General features: G+C 60.1%; 12 protein-coding genes and 7 pseudogenes. 11 read left to right on the top strand and 8 right to left on the bottom strand.

The features are described 5' to 3' along the window. Positions 1 to 1933 (top strand): annotated as a pseudogene (gene treS / locus JFT80_RS20960) (maltose alpha-D-glucosyltransferase); the annotation flags it as partial. An 11-nt stretch (positions 1934 to 1944) separates the two neighbouring features. On the opposite strand, the gene JFT80_RS20955 reads toward treS, so the two are convergent. Next, positions 1945 to 2733, bottom strand: coding sequence for a helix-turn-helix domain-containing protein (locus JFT80_RS20955; RefSeq protein WP_122838644.1), 789 nt, complete (start codon positions 2731 to 2733; stop codon positions 1945 to 1947). Positions 2734 to 2818: 85 nt separating this feature from the next. Here JFT80_RS20955 and JFT80_RS20950 point away from each other — a divergent pair, with 85 nt between their 5' ends. Continuing rightward, positions 2819 to 3817 carry a bile acid:sodium symporter family protein gene (locus JFT80_RS20950; RefSeq protein ID WP_201149169.1) on the top strand — a complete coding sequence of 333 codons (999 nt, stop codon included), beginning with the start codon at positions 2819 to 2821 and terminating at the stop codon, positions 3815 to 3817. A 594-nt stretch (positions 3818 to 4411) separates the two neighbouring features. After that, positions 4412 to 5513, top strand: a pseudogene (locus tag JFT80_RS20945) (polyamine ABC transporter substrate-binding protein). A 64-nt stretch (positions 5514 to 5577) separates the two neighbouring features. Here the strand turns inward: JFT80_RS20945 and JFT80_RS24625 are convergent. Continuing rightward, entirely contained in the window at positions 5578 to 5934 is a 357-nt protein-coding gene (locus JFT80_RS24625) for a response regulator (protein WP_307833119.1), read from the bottom strand. Between the two features lie 142 nt (positions 5935 to 6076). Continuing rightward, positions 6077 to 6712, bottom strand: a pseudogene (locus tag JFT80_RS24620) (ATP-binding protein); the annotation flags it as partial. Here JFT80_RS24620 and JFT80_RS24615 point away from each other — a divergent pair. Continuing rightward, positions 6599 to 6832 carry a hypothetical protein gene (locus tag JFT80_RS24615; protein WP_242483014.1) on the top strand — a complete coding sequence of 78 codons (234 nt, stop codon included), beginning with the start codon at positions 6599 to 6601 and terminating at the stop codon, positions 6830 to 6832. The pseudogene JFT80_RS24620 and the gene JFT80_RS24615 overlap by 114 nt on opposite strands. Here the strand turns inward: JFT80_RS24615 and JFT80_RS20935 are convergent. Together JFT80_RS20935 and JFT80_RS20930 are read right to left on the bottom strand one after the other, a co-directional pair. After that, the gene (locus tag JFT80_RS20935) at positions 6768 to 7748 is read right to left on the bottom strand and encodes a PAS domain-containing protein (RefSeq protein WP_201149167.1); all 981 of its coding nucleotides are present in this window, start codon (positions 7746 to 7748) and stop codon (positions 6768 to 6770) included. The two genes, JFT80_RS24615 and JFT80_RS20935, sit on opposite strands and share 65 nt — an antisense overlap. A gap of 109 nt (positions 7749 to 7857) precedes the next feature. After that, the gene (locus tag JFT80_RS20930; protein ID WP_122838645.1) at positions 7858 to 8094 is read right to left on the bottom strand and encodes a hypothetical protein; all 237 of its coding nucleotides are present in this window, start codon (positions 8092 to 8094) and stop codon (positions 7858 to 7860) included. 188 nt (positions 8095 to 8282) lie between these two features. Here JFT80_RS20930 and JFT80_RS20925 point away from each other — a divergent pair, with 188 nt between their 5' ends. After that, complete coding sequence (locus JFT80_RS20925; protein ID WP_122838531.1) at positions 8283 to 8624, top strand: hypothetical protein; 342 nt, start codon at positions 8283 to 8285, stop codon at positions 8622 to 8624. An 85-nt stretch (positions 8625 to 8709) separates the two neighbouring features. Here the strand turns inward: JFT80_RS20925 and uraH are convergent. Together uraH and JFT80_RS20915 are read right to left on the bottom strand one after the other, a co-directional pair. Further along, positions 8710 to 9119, bottom strand: a pseudogene (uraH, locus tag JFT80_RS20920) (hydroxyisourate hydrolase). Between the two features lie 10 nt (positions 9120 to 9129). Then, positions 9130 to 9630, bottom strand: coding sequence for a heme-binding protein (locus JFT80_RS20915; protein WP_201149166.1), 501 nt, complete (start codon positions 9628 to 9630; stop codon positions 9130 to 9132). Between the two features lie 146 nt (positions 9631 to 9776). Between JFT80_RS20915 and JFT80_RS20910 the strand changes: the two genes are divergently transcribed. Together JFT80_RS20910 and JFT80_RS20905 are read left to right on the top strand one after the other, a co-directional pair. Beyond that, on the top strand, positions 9777 to 10448 hold the full coding sequence (locus JFT80_RS20910) for a heavy metal response regulator transcription factor (RefSeq protein WP_045059042.1): 672 nt from the start codon (positions 9777 to 9779) through the stop codon (positions 10446 to 10448). Further along, positions 10445 to 11815: pseudogene (locus tag JFT80_RS20905) on the top strand (heavy metal sensor histidine kinase). Before JFT80_RS20910 ends, JFT80_RS20905 begins: the two are co-directional and overlap by 4 nt. A 23-nt stretch (positions 11816 to 11838) precedes the next feature. On the opposite strand, the pseudogene proP reads toward JFT80_RS20905, so the two are convergent. Beyond that, positions 11839 to 13340: pseudogene (gene proP / locus JFT80_RS20900) on the bottom strand (glycine betaine/L-proline transporter ProP). Positions 13341 to 13610: 270 nt separating this feature from the next. On the opposite strand from proP, the gene JFT80_RS20895 reads away from it, so the two are divergent. The 4 genes and pseudogenes from JFT80_RS20895 to JFT80_RS20885 all read left to right on the top strand — a co-directional run bounded on the left by JFT80_RS20895 (position 13611) and on the right by JFT80_RS20885 (position 15615). Then, positions 13611 to 13838 carry a hypothetical protein gene (locus JFT80_RS20895; RefSeq protein WP_201149165.1) on the top strand — a complete coding sequence of 76 codons (228 nt, stop codon included), beginning with the start codon at positions 13611 to 13613 and terminating at the stop codon, positions 13836 to 13838. 23 nt (positions 13839 to 13861) lie between these two features. Next, positions 13862 to 14049: pseudogene (locus JFT80_RS24610) on the top strand (SAM-dependent methyltransferase); the annotation flags it as partial. An 81-nt stretch (positions 14050 to 14130) separates the two neighbouring features. Beyond that, positions 14131 to 14967 (top strand): AraC family transcriptional regulator, encoded by an 837-nt coding sequence (locus JFT80_RS20890; RefSeq protein WP_122838646.1) that lies wholly within the window; start codon positions 14131 to 14133, stop codon positions 14965 to 14967. Positions 14968 to 15018: 51 nt separating this feature from the next. Then, on the top strand, positions 15019 to 15615 hold the full coding sequence (locus tag JFT80_RS20885) for a LysE family translocator (RefSeq protein ID WP_201149164.1): 597 nt from the start codon (positions 15019 to 15021) through the stop codon (positions 15613 to 15615). Positions 15616 to 15831: the final 216 nt, after the last annotated feature.

The raw sequence follows: 15831 nt of genomic DNA, 5'->3' as shown, positions 1-15831 counted from the left end.
GAGATGCTTCGGCGCTGTCTTCAGTGTGGTTCACCGCGTATCCGGCATCCATCGTCACCCGTGAAGACGGCACCGTGCTTGAGGCTCTTGGCGATGAAACCCTGTGGCATGCGTTGTCGAAAATCGGTATCCAGGGTATTCATAATGGGCCGCTGAAAATGTCCGGTGGTTTGCGCGGCACGGTCCAGACGCCAACCATCGACGGTAATTTCGACCGCATCAGTTTCGAGATCGACCCGCAACTGGGCACCGAGGCGCAGTTGCAGGCGCTGACCCGCATGGCCGCCGCGCACAACGCGGTGATCATCGACGATGTGATCCCTTCGCACACCGGAAAGGGCGCGGATTTTCGCCTGGCAGAGATGGCGTACGAGGATTACCCGGGCCTCTACCACATGGTCGAGATCCGCGAAGAAGACTGGCCCCTGCTGCCGGAGATCGAAGAGGGGCGCGATGCGCACAACCTCAGCCCGCAGCAGGTTGATGTGTTGCGGGACAAGCATTACATCGTCGGCCAGTTGCAGCGGGTGATTTTCTTCGAGCCAGGGGTCAAGGAGACCGACTGGAGCGCCACACCGGTAGTGGTCGGCGTCGACGGTAAACCGCGGCGCTGGGTGTACCTGCACTACTTCAAGGAAGGCCAACCGTCATTGAACTGGCTGGACCCGACCTCGCTGCGCAGCAGATGATCATCGGCGACGCCCTGCATGCCATCGACGTGATGGGCGCGAAGATTTTGCGCCTGGACGCCAACGGCTTTCTCGGCGTGGAGCGCAAGCTCGATGGGACCGCCTGGTCGGAAAGTCACCCGCTGTCGATCACCGGCAACCAGCTGTTGGCGGGGGCGATCCGCAAGGCCGGCGGGTTCAGTTTCCAGGAGTTGAACCTGACCGTGGATGACATCGCCGCCATGTCCCATGGCGGTGCGGACCTGTCCTATGACTTCATCACCCGTCCGGCCTACCAGCATGCCTTGCTGATGGGGGATACCGAGTTCCTGCGCCTGATGCTGCGTCAGATGCACACCCTGGGCATCGACCCCGGCTCGCTGATCCACGCGTTGCAGAACCACGACGAGTTGACCCTGGAGCTGGTGCACTTCTGGACGCTGCACGCCCATGATACCTATCTGTATCAGGGCCAGACCTTCCCCGGCAATATCCTGCGCGAGCACATCCGCGAACAGATGTACGAACGCCTGGCCGGCGAACATGCACCCTATAACCTTAAATTCGTCACCAACGGCGTGTCATGCACCACGGCGAGCATCATCACGGCGGCATTGGGGATTCGTGATCTTGACGCGATCACTGCGGCAGATATCGCGCAGATCCGTCAGGTGCACCTGCTGCTGGTGATGTATAACGCGATGCAGCCAGGCGTGTTTGCGTTGTCCGGCTGGGATCTGGTGGGCGCCTTGCCACTGCCCGCTGAACAGGTCGAGCACTTGATGCTCGATGGCGATACCCGCTGGATCCATCGGGGCGCCTATGACCTGGTCGATCTGAACCCTGATGCGCCACTTTCAGCCGGACAGATGCCGCGGCCGAAGACGCTTTATGGCAGCTTGCCGACCCAGTTGAACGACCCTGACTCCTTCGCGTCCCAGCTGCAGAAAATCCTCGCCGCGCGCCGCGCCTACGACATCGCCGCCAGCCGCCAGATCCTGGTGCCAGATGTGCAGCATCCGGGGCTCCTGGTCATGGTGCATGAGCTGCCCGCCGGCAAAGGCACGCAAATCACCGCGTTGAACTTCGGCTCGACGCCGATTACCGAAACCCTGCACCTGCCGAACATCGCGCCGGGCCCGGTGGTCGACATCATTAATGAACGAGTAGAAGGCGACCTCACGGCCGAAGGTGATTTCACCATCACCCTGGATGCCTACGAGGGCCTGGCGCTGCGGGTGGTGAGCACTTCGCCGATGATCTGATTAACCAATAGCTACCTGAAAAACTCCCCCGGCGTTTCGCCAAACTGCTGCCGAAACGCCGCGATGAATGCCGAGGTCGATTCGTAACCGCAGGCCAGCGCCACATCGGTCACTCGTTCTTCCCGTTCCAGCGGGGTGAGCGCGCCCAGCAGGCGCAGACGCTGGCGCCAGGCGCGGAAGGTCAGGCCGGTATCGCGAAGGAAAAGGCGGCTCAGGGTCTTTTCCGTCACGCCGAATTTCTGGCTCCAGTGCGCCAGGGTTGTCTGTTGTTCCGGATGGGCCTGCAGGCTCTGGTAGATCTGCCGCAAACGAAGATCCTGAGGCAGCGGCAGCATCAAGTCGATCGTCGGCGCCTCGGCGAGCTGGTCCAGCAATACCTGAGTCAGCCGCCCATGGGCGCCGTGCTGCTCATACTCTACGGGGATTTTACTGAACGCCCTGATCAACTCGCGCAGCAGATCACTGACCCCCAGCACATGGCAGCGCGGCGGCGCCCATTGCGTCACGCTGCAATCCAGGTACAGGCTGCGCATTTCCGTGCGCGGCGAGCTGAACACCCGATGCGGCATGCCTGCCGGTATCCATACCGCCCGTTCGGGTGGCGCTACGAAGCGGCCCACACTGGTCTGGACCTCCAATACGCCCTGAATCGCATACGACAGCTGCACCCATGGGTGACTGTGGCGGCGGGTCAGCGCGCGATTGGGCAGTGATTCGGTACGACCGTAGACCGGTCTTGGCAGGCTGGGTAGCCCGGGTACACTGCGCCTTACGCTTTTTTCATGTCCTTTAGGCGGCATCAGCTGGCTCATCGGCGTTAGTCGGTAATCAGCAGGCACGTTAGAGTCGGTCCCACGTACTTGGCAACCCCCGGATGATGATCTGATGACTCGCCCTCGTTTCCTGCCCGACAATTTCACCCTGACCCTGATTGGCGTGGTCGTTATCGCCAGCGTGCTGCCTGCCAGCGGTCAGGTCGCAGTGGGCTTTGGCTGGCTGACCAACATCGCCATTGCGCTGCTGTTTTTCCTGCACGGCGCCAAACTGTCCCGTGAATCAATCATTGCCGGCGCCGGCCACTGGCGCCTGCATCTGTTGGTGTTCGGCCTGACGTTTGTCCTTTTCCCGTTACTGGGCCTGGCGCTGAAACCGCTGCTGTCGCCGTTGATCGGCGACAAGTTGTACATGGGCATGCTGTACCTCTGTGCTTTACCCGCCACAGTCCAATCGGCGATCGCCTTCACGTCCCTGGCACGGGGCAATATTCCGGCGGCCATTTGCAGTGCGGCGGCGTCCAGCCTGTTCGGGATTTTCCTGACTCCTTTGCTGGTGACCTTGCTGCTGGACGTGCACGGCGACGGCGGATCAACCCTCGATGCGATCATGAAGATCAGCGTGCAACTGCTGCTGCCCTTCATTGCCGGGCAGATCGCCCGACGCTGGATAGGGGCGTGGGTGGGACGCAACAAGAGCTGGCTCAAATTCGTCGACCAGGGCTCGATCCTGCTGGTGGTCTACGGTGCTTTCAGCGAGGCGGTGAACGAGGGCATCTGGCAGCAGATTCCGGTATGGGAGCTGGCGGGCCTGGTGCTGGTGTGCTGCATCTTCCTGGCGCTGGTGCTCGCGTCCGCCACGGTGCTGGGCAAGGTGTTCGGGTTCAACCAGGAGGACCGCATCACTATCCTGTTCTGTGGCTCGAAGAAGAGCCTGGCCACCGGGGTGCCGATGGCACAGGTGCTTTTCGCCGGCAGCACCATCGGCGTGCTGATCCTGCCGCTGATGCTGTTCCATCAAATTCAGCTGATGGTCTGTGCAGTGCTGGCGCAGCGTTATGCCAAGCGCCAGGAGAGCGTCGCCGAATTGATGGGGCAGGTGGACCCCTGATGTGGCAGCAGGATTCGTATTGAACGGCAAGGAATTTTCAGGCTGGTTTTAGCTTCACGAGGTTCTAGCGCCAGAGCGAATCAATCTAATCGAGCAGTTTGAAAATGGAGGTTTTTTGCTATCCTGAAGGTGTAGGCGAAGACGCAGACTGATGCGCAAGCGGATAGCAAGGGAGCGTGGGGCGCGCTCCGAAGGGTACACGGTTAGAAAGATTTCCGCGCTGAGATCCAGCCCTGATGCCGTGTGAAGCACTAGTGCAGTAAATACAAAGCGCTTGTGTGGGAGTCCTGATAAACCTTGTAAGCCGGAGACCAGCACTGGCCACCTACTCGAAATCCGAAGCCCGCTTAGAGCGGGCTTTTTCGTATAGTCGATAAAACCCTGCGACGTCCATTTGCGGACAAGTATTTTGGCCGTTTCGATCCCCTTTTGGCCAATCGCCCACTGTGAACCGACCCTGCTGTCAGCATGAATCGGTAGCAGTCGCTACGACGACCAGATTCCTGCTGCTCCTTGCCTTTGGCTATTTTTCAAGCCTGCTGCCGTGTACAGAACATAAAAACCATCGTACTGACGTCACACTTGGGGAAATCAATGCAAACGATGAAACGCATTCTGGGTGCAGGCCTGTGCGGGCTGACACTGCTGGCCGCGCGCGGCACACGCCGAACAGCGCGAACTGCGGGTTTATAACTGGGCCGACTACATTCTGCCGGCCGTACCCAAGGACTTCGCAGCAAAAAGCGGTATCAAAGTGACCTGGGACACCTTCGATACCAATGAATCCCTGGAAGCCAAACTGCTCACCGGTAACTCCGGCTATGACCTCGTTGTGCCGTCGAACCAGTTCCTCGACACGCAGATCAAGGCCGGTGTGTTCCAGAAACTCGACAAGTCGAAGCTGCCGAACTGGAGTCACCAGGACCCGGCGCTGTTGAAACTGCTGGACAAGAACGACCCCGGCAACCAGTACGGCGTGCCTTACATGGTCGGCACGGTGCTGATCGGCTTCAACCCGGCTAAGGTCAAGGCTGCCCTGGGCGACAACGCGCCGGTGGACAGTTGGGATCTGGTGTTCAAACCGGAGAACATGGAAAAGCTCAAATCCTGCGGCGTGGCGATGCTTGATTCGCCGTCGGAAATCCTGCCGCTGGCCTTGCATTATCTCGGCCTCGACCCGAACAGTCAGAACCCCGCCGACTATGAAAAGGCCAAGGAGCTGATGATGAAAATCCGCCCGTATGTCACCTACTTCAACTCTGCCAAATACATGACCGACATTGCCAACGGTGACATCTGCGTCGCCATTGGTTATTCAGGCAGCTTTTATCAATTCGGCAACCGCGCCAAGGAAGCGGGTAATGGCGTAGTGGTGGACTGGCGCCTGCCCAAGGAAGGCGCGCCGATCTGGTTCGACACCTTCGCCATTCCCAAAAGTGCGAAGAACGTCGAGGAAGCCCACGAGTTCCTCAATACCCTGCTGGACCCTAAAGTCATCGCCCCGATCAGTGATTTCCTCGGGTACCCCAACGCCAACAAGGATTCGATCGCGCTGATCAACAAGGACATCACCGGCAACCCGAACCTGACCCCGACCAGCGAAGCCCTGAAAACCCTTTACGTCGTGCAACCGCTGCCACAGAAACTTGAGCGGGTGCGTACTCGGGTGTGGACCAGTATCAAGTCCGACAAATAACCCCTCGCTCCACACCGTCGGCGAAACGACGGTGTGCGCGGAGCTTCGCTGGCCAGAGCGACAGCTATGTGCTGCCCAGGCCTGAATCAAGCAGCTCGCGCACCCGATGGCCCAGATCGTTGAGGCTGAACGGCTTGGGCAATACCTGGGTGGACGCATCCACCGTGACCAGGCGCGAACCTGCGGCAAAACCGGTAATGAACAGCACATTGAGCGACGGGTATAGCCCCCTGAATTCCGCAGCCAGGCTGACTCCGTTCATCACGCCTGGCAAACCTATATCCGTCAGCAACAAGTCCAGATGGTCGAGTTTTTCCGCCTGCTTGATGGCTGACACGCTGTCCACGGCTTCGATCACGCGATAGCCCATCTCGCTCAGAAACTCCGAGACCATCTGCCGGATGGCTTTTTCGTCGTCCACCAGCAGGATGACTTCGTTGTGGGCAGCCCGTAGCGTGGAATGCGCTTCGCTGGCTTTTTCGGCTATGCCCCGGCAGCGAACGGTCTACCGGGAAGTACATGGTGACGGTCGTACCGACCCCGAGGCTGCTGTGGACCTTGATCTGGCCCCCGGATTGCTGGGTGAAGCCATAGATCATCGACAGGCCCAGGCCGGTGCCTTCACCTATTTTCTTGGTGGTGAAGAAAGGGTCGAAGATGCGCGAGAGGATATCCGGGCTGATACCCGTACCCGAATCGGTGACCGAAATGCTGACATAGGTCCCCTGGGGCATATTCCTGTCAGCGGACGCTGCCGCATCAATGGTGCAGCGATCAACCATCAAGTTCAAAGTGCCGCCGTCGGGCATCGCATCCCGGGCATTGATGGCGAGGTTGAGCAGGGCATTTTCCAGCTGGTTGAGGTCGCAGCGGATGCGGTCGCTCGCTCTGAACGAGCACTCGACGACAATGCTGGGCCCCACCGTACGCCTGATCATTTCTTCCAGGCCCGCGACGACGGTGCGCGGTTCGAGCAGCTCGGGCTCCAGTGATTGTTGTCTGGAAAACGCCAGCAGCCGCTGAGTCAGGGCGGCCGCCCTGGAGGCGGAAGTCATGGCGACTGAGTTGTAGCGGGTGAGCTGATTGTGCTGCCCGGCGTCGATGCGGCGCTGCATCAACTCAAGGCTGCCAATGATCCCGGCCAACAGGTTGTTGAAGTCGTGGGCGATGCCGCCGGTCAGCTGGCCGACTGCTTCCATTTTCTGACTTTGCCGAAGCTTGGATTCTGCCATGGCCCGCTCGTGCTGTTCGGCCTCAAGCTGCGCGGTGCGCTGGGCGATTCGGTCTTCCAGCAAATCGTTCCAGTCGCGCAGCGCTGAGCTCAAGTTGCACCCGGTCATCGACGTTCTCCAGGGTGCCATACCATTGCTCGCTGTGCCCGCCAGCGTCGAGGCTGCACAAGGCGCGCACCCTGAACCAGGGTAGCTCGCCATCGTGCTTGCGCAATCGGACGTGCAGATCGAAAGGTTCCAGGGTCGCCAGCGAATGATCCCAGCCTTGCGCCAGGGATTGGCGATCATCAGGGTGGGCGGCTTGGGTCCACTCCCGACCCAGCGTTTGCGCCGGGTTCAGCCCGGTGTATTCGTACCAGCGCTGATCGATGGAAATCAGCGCGCCTTGACTGTCGGCGCTCCAGGGCCACAACGGATTGAGCTCTGCGGCGATGCGGTAATGCTTCTCGCTTTCGCGCAGTTTTTCTTCGGTGGACCGCATGACCTGCAAGGTATTGAAGCGCTTGAGGACCGCCCCCAGCAGATTGCTGTAGACCCGCAGGAAATCAATGTCACTGTCGGTAAATTCACGAGGGCAGCGGCTGTCGACTTCGAAAATCCCGAACGGACGCTGCTCGGTGGCACCGTACACCAGCACGTTGACAAACGCTTGCACGCCATTCCTGATCTGGAAGTCGTGGTAGCGGAAGCGAGTTTCGGTGGCGACATCCACCGAGATCACCGGCAGATCGGTGTCCAGGGAGTAGCGCTCCGGGCTGCCTTCACAGGCTTGCACCTGGACCTTGCCCACGACATCCGGCGTCCAGCCAATCCCGTTGCGCACCAGGAAAGTGATGCCGTCTTCACGCAGCAACATAAACTTGGCGAGATTGGTTTCCAGCGCCTCACCCACCAGGCGACAGGCCTCGTCGAGGATGTGCTCAAGATCGTCCGACACCAGGGCCAGCTCGCCAAATTCGGCAAGCACCTTGCGCTGGCGCAGCAGTGTGTCCTCGATGTCCATGGGTGTACCCACTCAGGTTTTAATATCCGAGGGGTAGGGCGGCGGGTAGGTTCAACCGGTTTGATCGAAGGCTCGGGGTTTTGCTTGCGCAGCAAGGCCGCGGCCGAACTTACAGCCAGGTATCTGCCAGACGCCGGTCCAGCTCCTCCAGATCTGCCATGCCCAATACACGCGTGGTGTTCAGGCCGCGCAGGTAGCCGCGCAGCTGGTTGGCAGTGTCCCGCGCCAGCTCCGGGCTCGGCGCAGGCTCGCTCAATAACACGCTTTCGTACTCCACCAGATATTCGGCCACCCGTTCACGGTACTGGGGCAAGACGGCGTCGCGGATAAAGTCAAAAGTTCTCAAATAGAGACCCTCATCGATCTTGTTAGCTGGCATGCCTGCCGGGCCGGCGGGCAACTATTGCTAGAAGTAATAGTGAACATCACCAAAGGCAAGTTCTACTTTGCTGACAATACCCGGAAAATCACCATCATCGAACAGGGCGATGCCGTTCAACTGCTGAATCGCCCAATTTTTTCAGGATGAGATTGATGCGTGCTCTTTTTGTTTTTGCCATGGCGTTTGCCTCGTTGCTGCTGGCCGGTTGTGCCTCCGCGCCGAACGATCCGACCATGACCTTGCAAACCAGCAAGACTCCGGCCCAGTACGCTGACTGCGTCGTACCCAAGTTGCAGGGCAGTGCGTTGCATCCGACCGTTTCCCAGACACAGCGCAGCTACCGGATCGTGGTGCCGAGCAAAATCTCGGCGGACAACGTGCTGGAAGCCTACAAGGCCGGCCACGGCGGCAAAGTGTTCATCTATGAGCGGCACTTGCTGGCGTCGAATTTACTGCCTTCCAGTTTTGAACGTGCAGCACAGGACTGCATCTAAGGTTTACTACAGAGCTCCTTTGGTTGGCCGCAACCAACCAATTTTTAACCCCGCACCTCATTCGGTTGCGGGGTTTTTTTGTGCTTCAGTTACCCCGGTAGGTCGAAAACCCGTAAGGACTGAGCAGCAGGGGGATGTGGTAGTGAGGAACGGTGCCATCCACCTCGAAAATCACCGGTACTTCCGGGAAGAAACTGGCCACTTTGTGCGCCTTGAACCACTCGCCAGTCTTGAAGGTGACGCGGTACGTGCCTTTCTCCAGGTTCTGGCCTTCCGGATACAAACCGGTAACCCGACCCTGTTCGTTGGTCGCGGCGCTGTTGAGCATGTCCCAGTTCTTGCCGTCCTGTTTTTCCAGCGTGACGTTGACCCCGGGGAGGGCAGGCCATCCTGCAAGTTGAGTACGTGGACGCTCAGCGGGTTGGCTGCCGCTGATGCCAGGGTCGACAAGGCGCTCAATACGACGCCGGCGAAGAGAGATTTCAATACAGTCATGGTGATTTCCTTAGTTTTTAACAGCAGGGAGGACTTGGTTGATAGCAGCCAGTGCACAGCCTTCATCGAATGCAGCGCCACCGGCGCCGGCCACTCCGATGGCGCCGATCACCTGGCCCTCGAACTGCAACGGCACGCCCCCACCCAGCAGTAACAATTCACCCAAGGTGTTGAGGTTTTCTCCATCCGGGGTGCTGCGAGCGCGTTCGGCGAGAAGGCGCGTCGAGGTCTTGGTCGATAGCGCGGTGTAGGCTTTGCGTTGAGCGGCCAGCGTGTTGTGCGGGCCGACGTTGTCGTCGCGCTGCACGGCGACCAGGTTGCCGCCACGGTCGACGACGGCGGCAACGGCCGTGCGGCCATCGGCGTGGCAGGCGCCCAGCGTGGCATTGAGCAAGTCATTGGCCAGCGCCAGCGTCACGTCCATCCGCGGCACTGGCGCCTGGGCGGCGTGGACGAATGCAGGGCTCATGGCGAGAGTGATCAGCAATGAAGTCGATAGGCCGGTACGCATGCTTGTTCCTTGATCGGGGCGGGTTAAGTCATTGGTCGCCATGATGCCCGGCCCGTCCGCTCAGGATGATTGCCCGATCATTACCAATATGTAATGTGAGAACCGCGCGAAGCGGGCTAGCCTATGCGCCAGTCCTGGAGGAAAAAATGCGTATCCTGGTGGTTGAAGACGAAGCGAAGACGGCGGATTACCTGCGCAAGGCCCTGACTGAGTCGGGCTATGTGGTCGAGATCGCCCTGAACGGGCTGGACGGCCAGCACCTGGCTCAGGAGAGCGAGTTCGACCTGATCATCCTCGACGTCATGCTGCCCGGCCTGGATGGCTGGCAATTGCTGCAGATCATCCGGCGCAAATGGCAGACCCCGGTACTGTTCCTGACGGCCCGGGATTCGGTGGACGATCGGGTCAAAGGGCTGGAACTGGGTGCTGACGATTACCTGGTCAAACCTTTCTCTTATGCCGAATTGCTGGCCCGGGTGCGCACCCTGCTGCGCCGCGGCCCACCGCGTGAGGTCGAACATTTCGTGGTCGGCGACCTGAGCCTGGATCTGCTGCGGCGCAAGGTCACCCGCGGCGGGGAGCGCCTGATCCTGACCAACAAGGAGTTCGCCCTGCTGCACTTGCTGCTCAGTCGGGAAGGGGAGGTATTGTCCCGTTCGCTGATCGCCTCGCAGATCTGGCAGATGAACTTCGACAGTGACACCAACGTGGTCGACGTCGCGATCCGTCGCTTGCGGGCGAAGGTGGATGATCCTTACCCGCTCAAGTTGATCCACACCGTGCGCGGTATTGGCTACATGCTCGAGGTGCAATCCTGAACCTGTTCCCGCGCGCCCTCAGCCTGCGCCTGGCGGTGATGTTCGCGCTCGTCAGCGCACTGTTGCTGGGCGCGATCGGCTTTTACCTGTATCAGTCCCTGGAGCGGGAGATCGCCTGGCGCGATGACCAGGCCTTGCTCGGTCGCCTCGAGCGCATGCAGGCGTTGATCAACGACAGCGACAGCGTCGAGCAATTGCGCAGTCGGCCCAAGCTCTACGAGAACATGCTGGGCAATCGCGACAACCTGCTGTGGATCCTCGATGAAAGCGGCCAGGTGCTGATCGAAATCAACCCGGCACAGATGAACCTGCCAAGGTTGCCAGCCACCCCCAGGCGCTCGTTGCTGACGCAGATGCGTCAGAACCCGTGCGTCTTGCCTGGAAGGATGTCACCCAGGGCGACCGCCGTCTCACCCTGATCGCCGGCAAGTTGCTTGGTGAGCGAGAGCAGATGCTGGCGGCCTATCGATTCAAGCTCTGGCTGGCCATGTCGGTCGGTGCGCTGCTGGCTTTTGTGCTGGGCTGGTGGGTCAGCCAGCGTGGTTTGCGACCGGTGCGCCTGTTGGCCAGGCGTGCTGCCGGGATCGATGTGCAGCACCTGCATTTGCGCCTGGATGAGTTCAGTGAACTCAGTGAGCTGCAGGCGCTGAGCCATGCACTCAACCAGATGCTCGCACGACTGGAAGACGGCTTTGCCCAGCTGTCGCGTTTTTCCGAAGACCTGGCCCATGAGATGCGCACGCCGCTGAGCAACCTGATGGGCCATACCCAGCAGAACACTGCGGCACAGTCGTTCAATCGAGGATTACCAAAACCTGCTGGTATCCAATCAGGAAGAATACGAGCGTCTGGCGCGAATGATCGACAGCATGCTGTTTCTCGCCCGCACCGAGCAGTCCGACGCGGCGGTGAAAGCCGTTCAAATCGACTTGCACGAGCTGATCGAGCAGCTCTGTGATTACTTTGAAGGCGTGGCGCAGGAGCGCGAGGTAGGGCTGATCAACCAGGCCCATGATCAGTTGCTGGCCGACCCCGGTCTGGTGCGCAGGGCACTGGCCAACCTGCTGGCCAATGCCCTGCGCTACGCGACGCCTGGCACGGCGGTGACGATCAGCAGCACCCTGCTGCAGGACCGCCTGGAGATCACGGTGCACAACCAGGGCGCGCCGATCGCTGCGGAACATCTGCCGAGATTGTTCGAACGGTTCTACCGGTGCGACCCGTCACGCAATCAGCCGGATGATTCCGGCGGGTTGGGCCTGGCCATCGTCCGGTCGATCATGCACCTGCATGACGGTTGGGTGAGCGTGGACAGTGACGAAACCGGCACGCGCTTTCGCCTGGGTTTTCCGCTCGCCGAGACTTGAGCGAATCACCCGGGACAGATGGTTTAATCAATTCGCGGATGCTGCTGCACCAGACGCTCGCGCTTGGCTTGCAGCTCGGCGATTTCGGCATCGAGGTCCTCGATCTTCTGCTCGATGTTGTCATGGTGCTCCTGCAGCAGCTCCCGTGCTTCTTCAAGGTCGGAAGCCGCTGGCGCCGCACCGCGTAGTGGTTTGTTGGCCGTTTCTTTCATCGTCACGCCCGTGACCAGGCCGACTACGGCGATCACCATCAGGTAATAGGCCGGCATGTACAGGTCGTTGGTGCTTTCCACCAACCAGGCGACGACAGTCGGGGTCAAACCGGCAATTAGCACCGAAATGTTGAAGGCCGCGGCCAAGGCGCTGTAGCGGATGTGCGTGGGGAACATTGCCGGCAAGGTCGAGGCCATCACGCCGATGAAGAAGTTCAGCAGCACGGCCAACATCAGCAAGCCTGCGAAGATCAGGCCGATCTTGCCGCTGTTGATCAGCATGAACGCCGGAATGGCCAGGATGAACAGGCCAACGCTGCCGCAGATGATGAAAGGACGACGCCCAATCTTGTCGCTGACCAGCCCGATCAGCGGCTGGACGAACAGCATGCCGACCATGATCGCGATGATGATCAATACACCGTGATTTTCGCTGTAGTGCAGGTTGTGCGTGAGGTAGCTCGGCATGTAGGTGAGCAGCATGTAGTAAGTGACGTTGGTCGCCGCGACCACGCCGATGCAAGTCAACAGGCTGCGCCAGTGCTTGGTGGCGACTTCCTTGAAAGACACCTTCGGCCCACGGGCCAGGCCGTCGCGATCGTCCTGCTCCAGCTGCTCTACATGCTGCTGGAACGCCGGAGTCTCTTCCAGCGCATGACGCAGATAGAGCCCGATCATGCCCAGGGGCAGGGCGAGGAAGAACGGCAGACGCCAGCCCCAGGCTTCGAACTGTTCTTCACCTATGATGGTGGAGATCAGCACGACCACCCCGGCACCGAGCACAAAACCGGCAATCGAGCCGAAGTCCAGCCAGCTGCCGAGGAAACCACGCTTGCGGTCTGGGGCGTATTCGGCGACGAAGATCGAAGCGCCAGTGTATTCCCTCCAACCGAGAAGCCCTGCGCCATTTTGGCCAGCAGCAGGAGGATCGGCGCCCAGATGCCAATCGAGGCATAGGACGGGATCAGCCCGATGGCGAAGGTGCTCAGCGACATGATCACAATGGTGGCGGCCAGGACTTTCTGCCGGCCGTACTTGTCGCCCAGGGTACCGAAGAACAAACCGCCCAGGGGCCGAATCAGGAAAGGCACGGAGAAGGTCGCCAGCGCGGCGATCATTTGCACGCCAGGATCGGCGCCGGGGAAAAATACCTTGCCGAGCACGTACGCGACAAACCCATAGACGCCGAAGTCGAACCATTCCATGGCGTTGCCCAGTGCGGCGGCAGTGATCGCCTTGCGCATCTTGGCGTCGTCGACAATGGTGATGTCTTTCAACCCGATTGGATTGACGTTTTTCTCAGATGATTGCATGCGAGCCACTCTGTACCTGATCAGTCTTGATGCAAGCCACCAGCCCGGTATAGCCGGGTCTAGAGGGGTTGCCTTGGCCATGCCATCTTTTTGATGGCATGGCCTCTTGCTGTTCAGATACATAAGGACACTAAATAATTCACCACTCGCTGGTATTTTTTGGCTTTGCCCAAAGTGGCAGGATCTTCGCCAAGCTGGAACTGTGCGAACTAAAAGCTGACCTGGCGGTCAGGATGGTTTGCAGCACTTCTTTCATTCCGAGGATCGATCATGCGCAATTTCACGGTTCAATACCTGTTCAACGGCGAGCTCCGCTCCCACCTGTTCGAGCTCAAGCAAGAGCAACTACCCGCTCATGAGGCCGCCCTGCATCTGTTGGAGTTACATTATGGGGACGCGGAAAACGGCCTGATCATGCCCCCGGCTGACGCATCGCCGGAGGAAATTGTGCAACAAGCTGAGGTGGTAGGCTTGACGCAGATTAAGGTGCTCAATTGAGTGCAATCGCATTCCCCTTGGGAATGCACGCAACACGCGCCAGCGAGTACGCCACGCAGAGCCGTATTGCGTTAGCCGGCTACGACGCTTGCCACGACTGGGCGCTTGCCTGCTTGCGGCCGCCTTGGGTAGCGGGCTATCGGCGAGAGTTTTAGTTATGGGTGCTGGCGGTACTGCGCAGGAAATTGTCGCGAGGGCGGAGGGCGAACCGCTGCACAAATGTTCTAAACACGCCTCTGCCAGGCGCGCTAAGTTAAACGCCCGCGCTATCTCAATTCCCTGGAGCCAATTCGTGAACAAACGCAACTGGATCAAGCTGTCCCAGGATGCCGACACCGGGATTGAGTCGATTCGCGCGCATTTCCAGGGGCATGCCTATGATCCGCACTGGCACGACAGTTTTCTGGTCGGGGTCACAGAGCAGGGAGTGCAGCAGTTCAATTGTCGGCGCGCCCGGCACTACAGCACGCCGGGCAAAGTCTTCCTGCTCGAACCCGGGGAGATTCACGATGGGCATGCACCGACCGAGGAGGGGTTTACGTACTCCACGCTGTACCTTGATCCGCTGTGGCTGGAGCGTGAATTGCTCGCGCTGTTCGAGCACGCGCCGAGCAACAGTCTGCCGGGCTTTGCCGACACCTTGAGCCAGGATCCGCGCCTGGCGAAAGCCGTTGCCTTGGCCTTCCACGCGCTCCATGAGGGTGACCTGCGCATGGCGCGACAGGCCGCCGTCGACTCCTTGCTGGCCGCGCTGACCGAACACCTGCAGTGGCGCAAGCATCAGGCCCTTGACCCGCGCCTGCCGCTGGTGGCTCAAGTGGCGCGGGATTATCTGCATGCCCATGCCTATGAGGATATTGGGCTGGACGATCTGGCGCGGGCCTGTGGGGTGGATCGTTTTCGGCTGAGCCGGGCTTTCAAGGCCGCCTTCGGGTTGGCGCCCCACGCTTACCTGATCCAGCTGCGCCTGGCCAAGGCGCGCCAGCTGCTGGCCAACGGTGATTCGCCGGTCCAGGTGGCCAGTGCGCTTGGCTTCGCCGATCAAAGCCATTTAGGCCGCTGGTTCCGACGCGCCTACCAGCTTACGCCTGCGGACTATCGCAAGCGCTGCTCAAACCTTCCAGACTGACCACGGCGAATTCGCGACCATGACCTCCTGATCCTCCAAAGAGTTTGCGTCATGGAATCATTGCTGCCTTTCCTGCTGTTTGCATTCGTCGCCTCTATTACTCCAGGGCCGACCAATATCCTGGTTTTAAGTCACAGCTCGCGGCGCGGGCTGGGTGCGACGCTGCCCATCATTTTTGCCGCCTGCGTGGCGGCGGCGCTGATTGTGCTGGCGGTGGGGCTTGGTGTCGGCGAGACGCTGCTGCAATTTCCGCGAGTGCAGCAAGCCATGGCCTGGGGCGGAGTGCTCTGGTTGAGCTGGCTGGCCTGGCAGATCTTGCAAAGCGCGCCGCCGTCCCTGGACGCGCCGACCCGGACGCATGAGGGGCTTGGCGTGATGAGTGCCGCGACCTTGCAACTGGTCAATCCCAAGGTCTGGATGATGGCCGTTGCGGTGATCAGCGTATTTGCCGGGGGCGGCGACAAGACCTTGAGGGTGCTGGTGTTGTCACTGGCATTTTTGCTGGTGTCCTTGCCTTGCATGACCCTGTGGGCCTTACTCGGCTTGGGTAGCGCCCGGGCTTTTAGTTCGCCCCGGGCGTTCAGGGGTATGAATACGGCATTGGCTTTGTTGTTGCTGGTGTCGGCGTGGTTGACGGTGTTGGTGTAGGTCGTGCTTGCCGGCAATTGCGGTTGTTCTGACATATCAATGCTGGATGCGCCGACGCCTTCGCGGGCAAGCCCGCTCCCACAGGGGATTTGCGGTGTGGGCCAAATCTTCGTCTCACAGGAATTGCTGTGGGAGTGAGCCTGATCGCGATTAGGGCAGGCCGCCACGAAAACCGGATCAGTGTCCCGACGACTGCGCCGCCCAGTGCTTCATCTC

The sequence above is a fragment of the Pseudomonas sp. TH10 genome, from assembly GCF_016651255.1.
GTDB lineage: Bacteria > Pseudomonadota > Gammaproteobacteria > Pseudomonadales > Pseudomonadaceae > Aquipseudomonas.
The sequence above is the reverse complement of the archived record's forward strand: the minus strand, read 5'-3'. Positions and strand labels throughout refer to the sequence as shown.

What these genes read in the sequence shown, in the direction of transcription:
- JFT80_RS20955 (WP_122838644.1), bottom strand. Translation starts at nt 2,733, where the DNA reads ATGCCGCCTAAAGGACATGAAAAAAGCGTAAGGCGCAGTGTACCCGGG.
- JFT80_RS20950 (WP_201149169.1), top strand. Translation starts at nt 2,819, where the DNA reads ATGACTCGCCCTCGTTTCCTGCCCGACAATTTCACCCTGACCCTGATT.
- JFT80_RS20935 (WP_201149167.1), bottom strand. Translation starts at nt 7,748, where the DNA reads ATGGACATCGAGGACACACTGCTGCGCCAGCGCAAGGTGCTTGCCGAA.
- JFT80_RS20925 (WP_122838531.1), top strand. Translation starts at nt 8,283, where the DNA reads ATGCGTGCTCTTTTTGTTTTTGCCATGGCGTTTGCCTCGTTGCTGCTG.
- JFT80_RS20915 (WP_201149166.1), bottom strand. Translation starts at nt 9,630, where the DNA reads ATGCGTACCGGCCTATCGACTTCATTGCTGATCACTCTCGCCATGAGC.
- JFT80_RS20910 (WP_045059042.1), top strand. Translation starts at nt 9,777, where the DNA reads ATGCGTATCCTGGTGGTTGAAGACGAAGCGAAGACGGCGGATTACCTG.
- JFT80_RS20895 (WP_201149165.1), top strand. Translation starts at nt 13,611, where the DNA reads ATGCGCAATTTCACGGTTCAATACCTGTTCAACGGCGAGCTCCGCTCC.
- JFT80_RS20885 (WP_201149164.1), top strand. Translation starts at nt 15,019, where the DNA reads ATGGAATCATTGCTGCCTTTCCTGCTGTTTGCATTCGTCGCCTCTATT.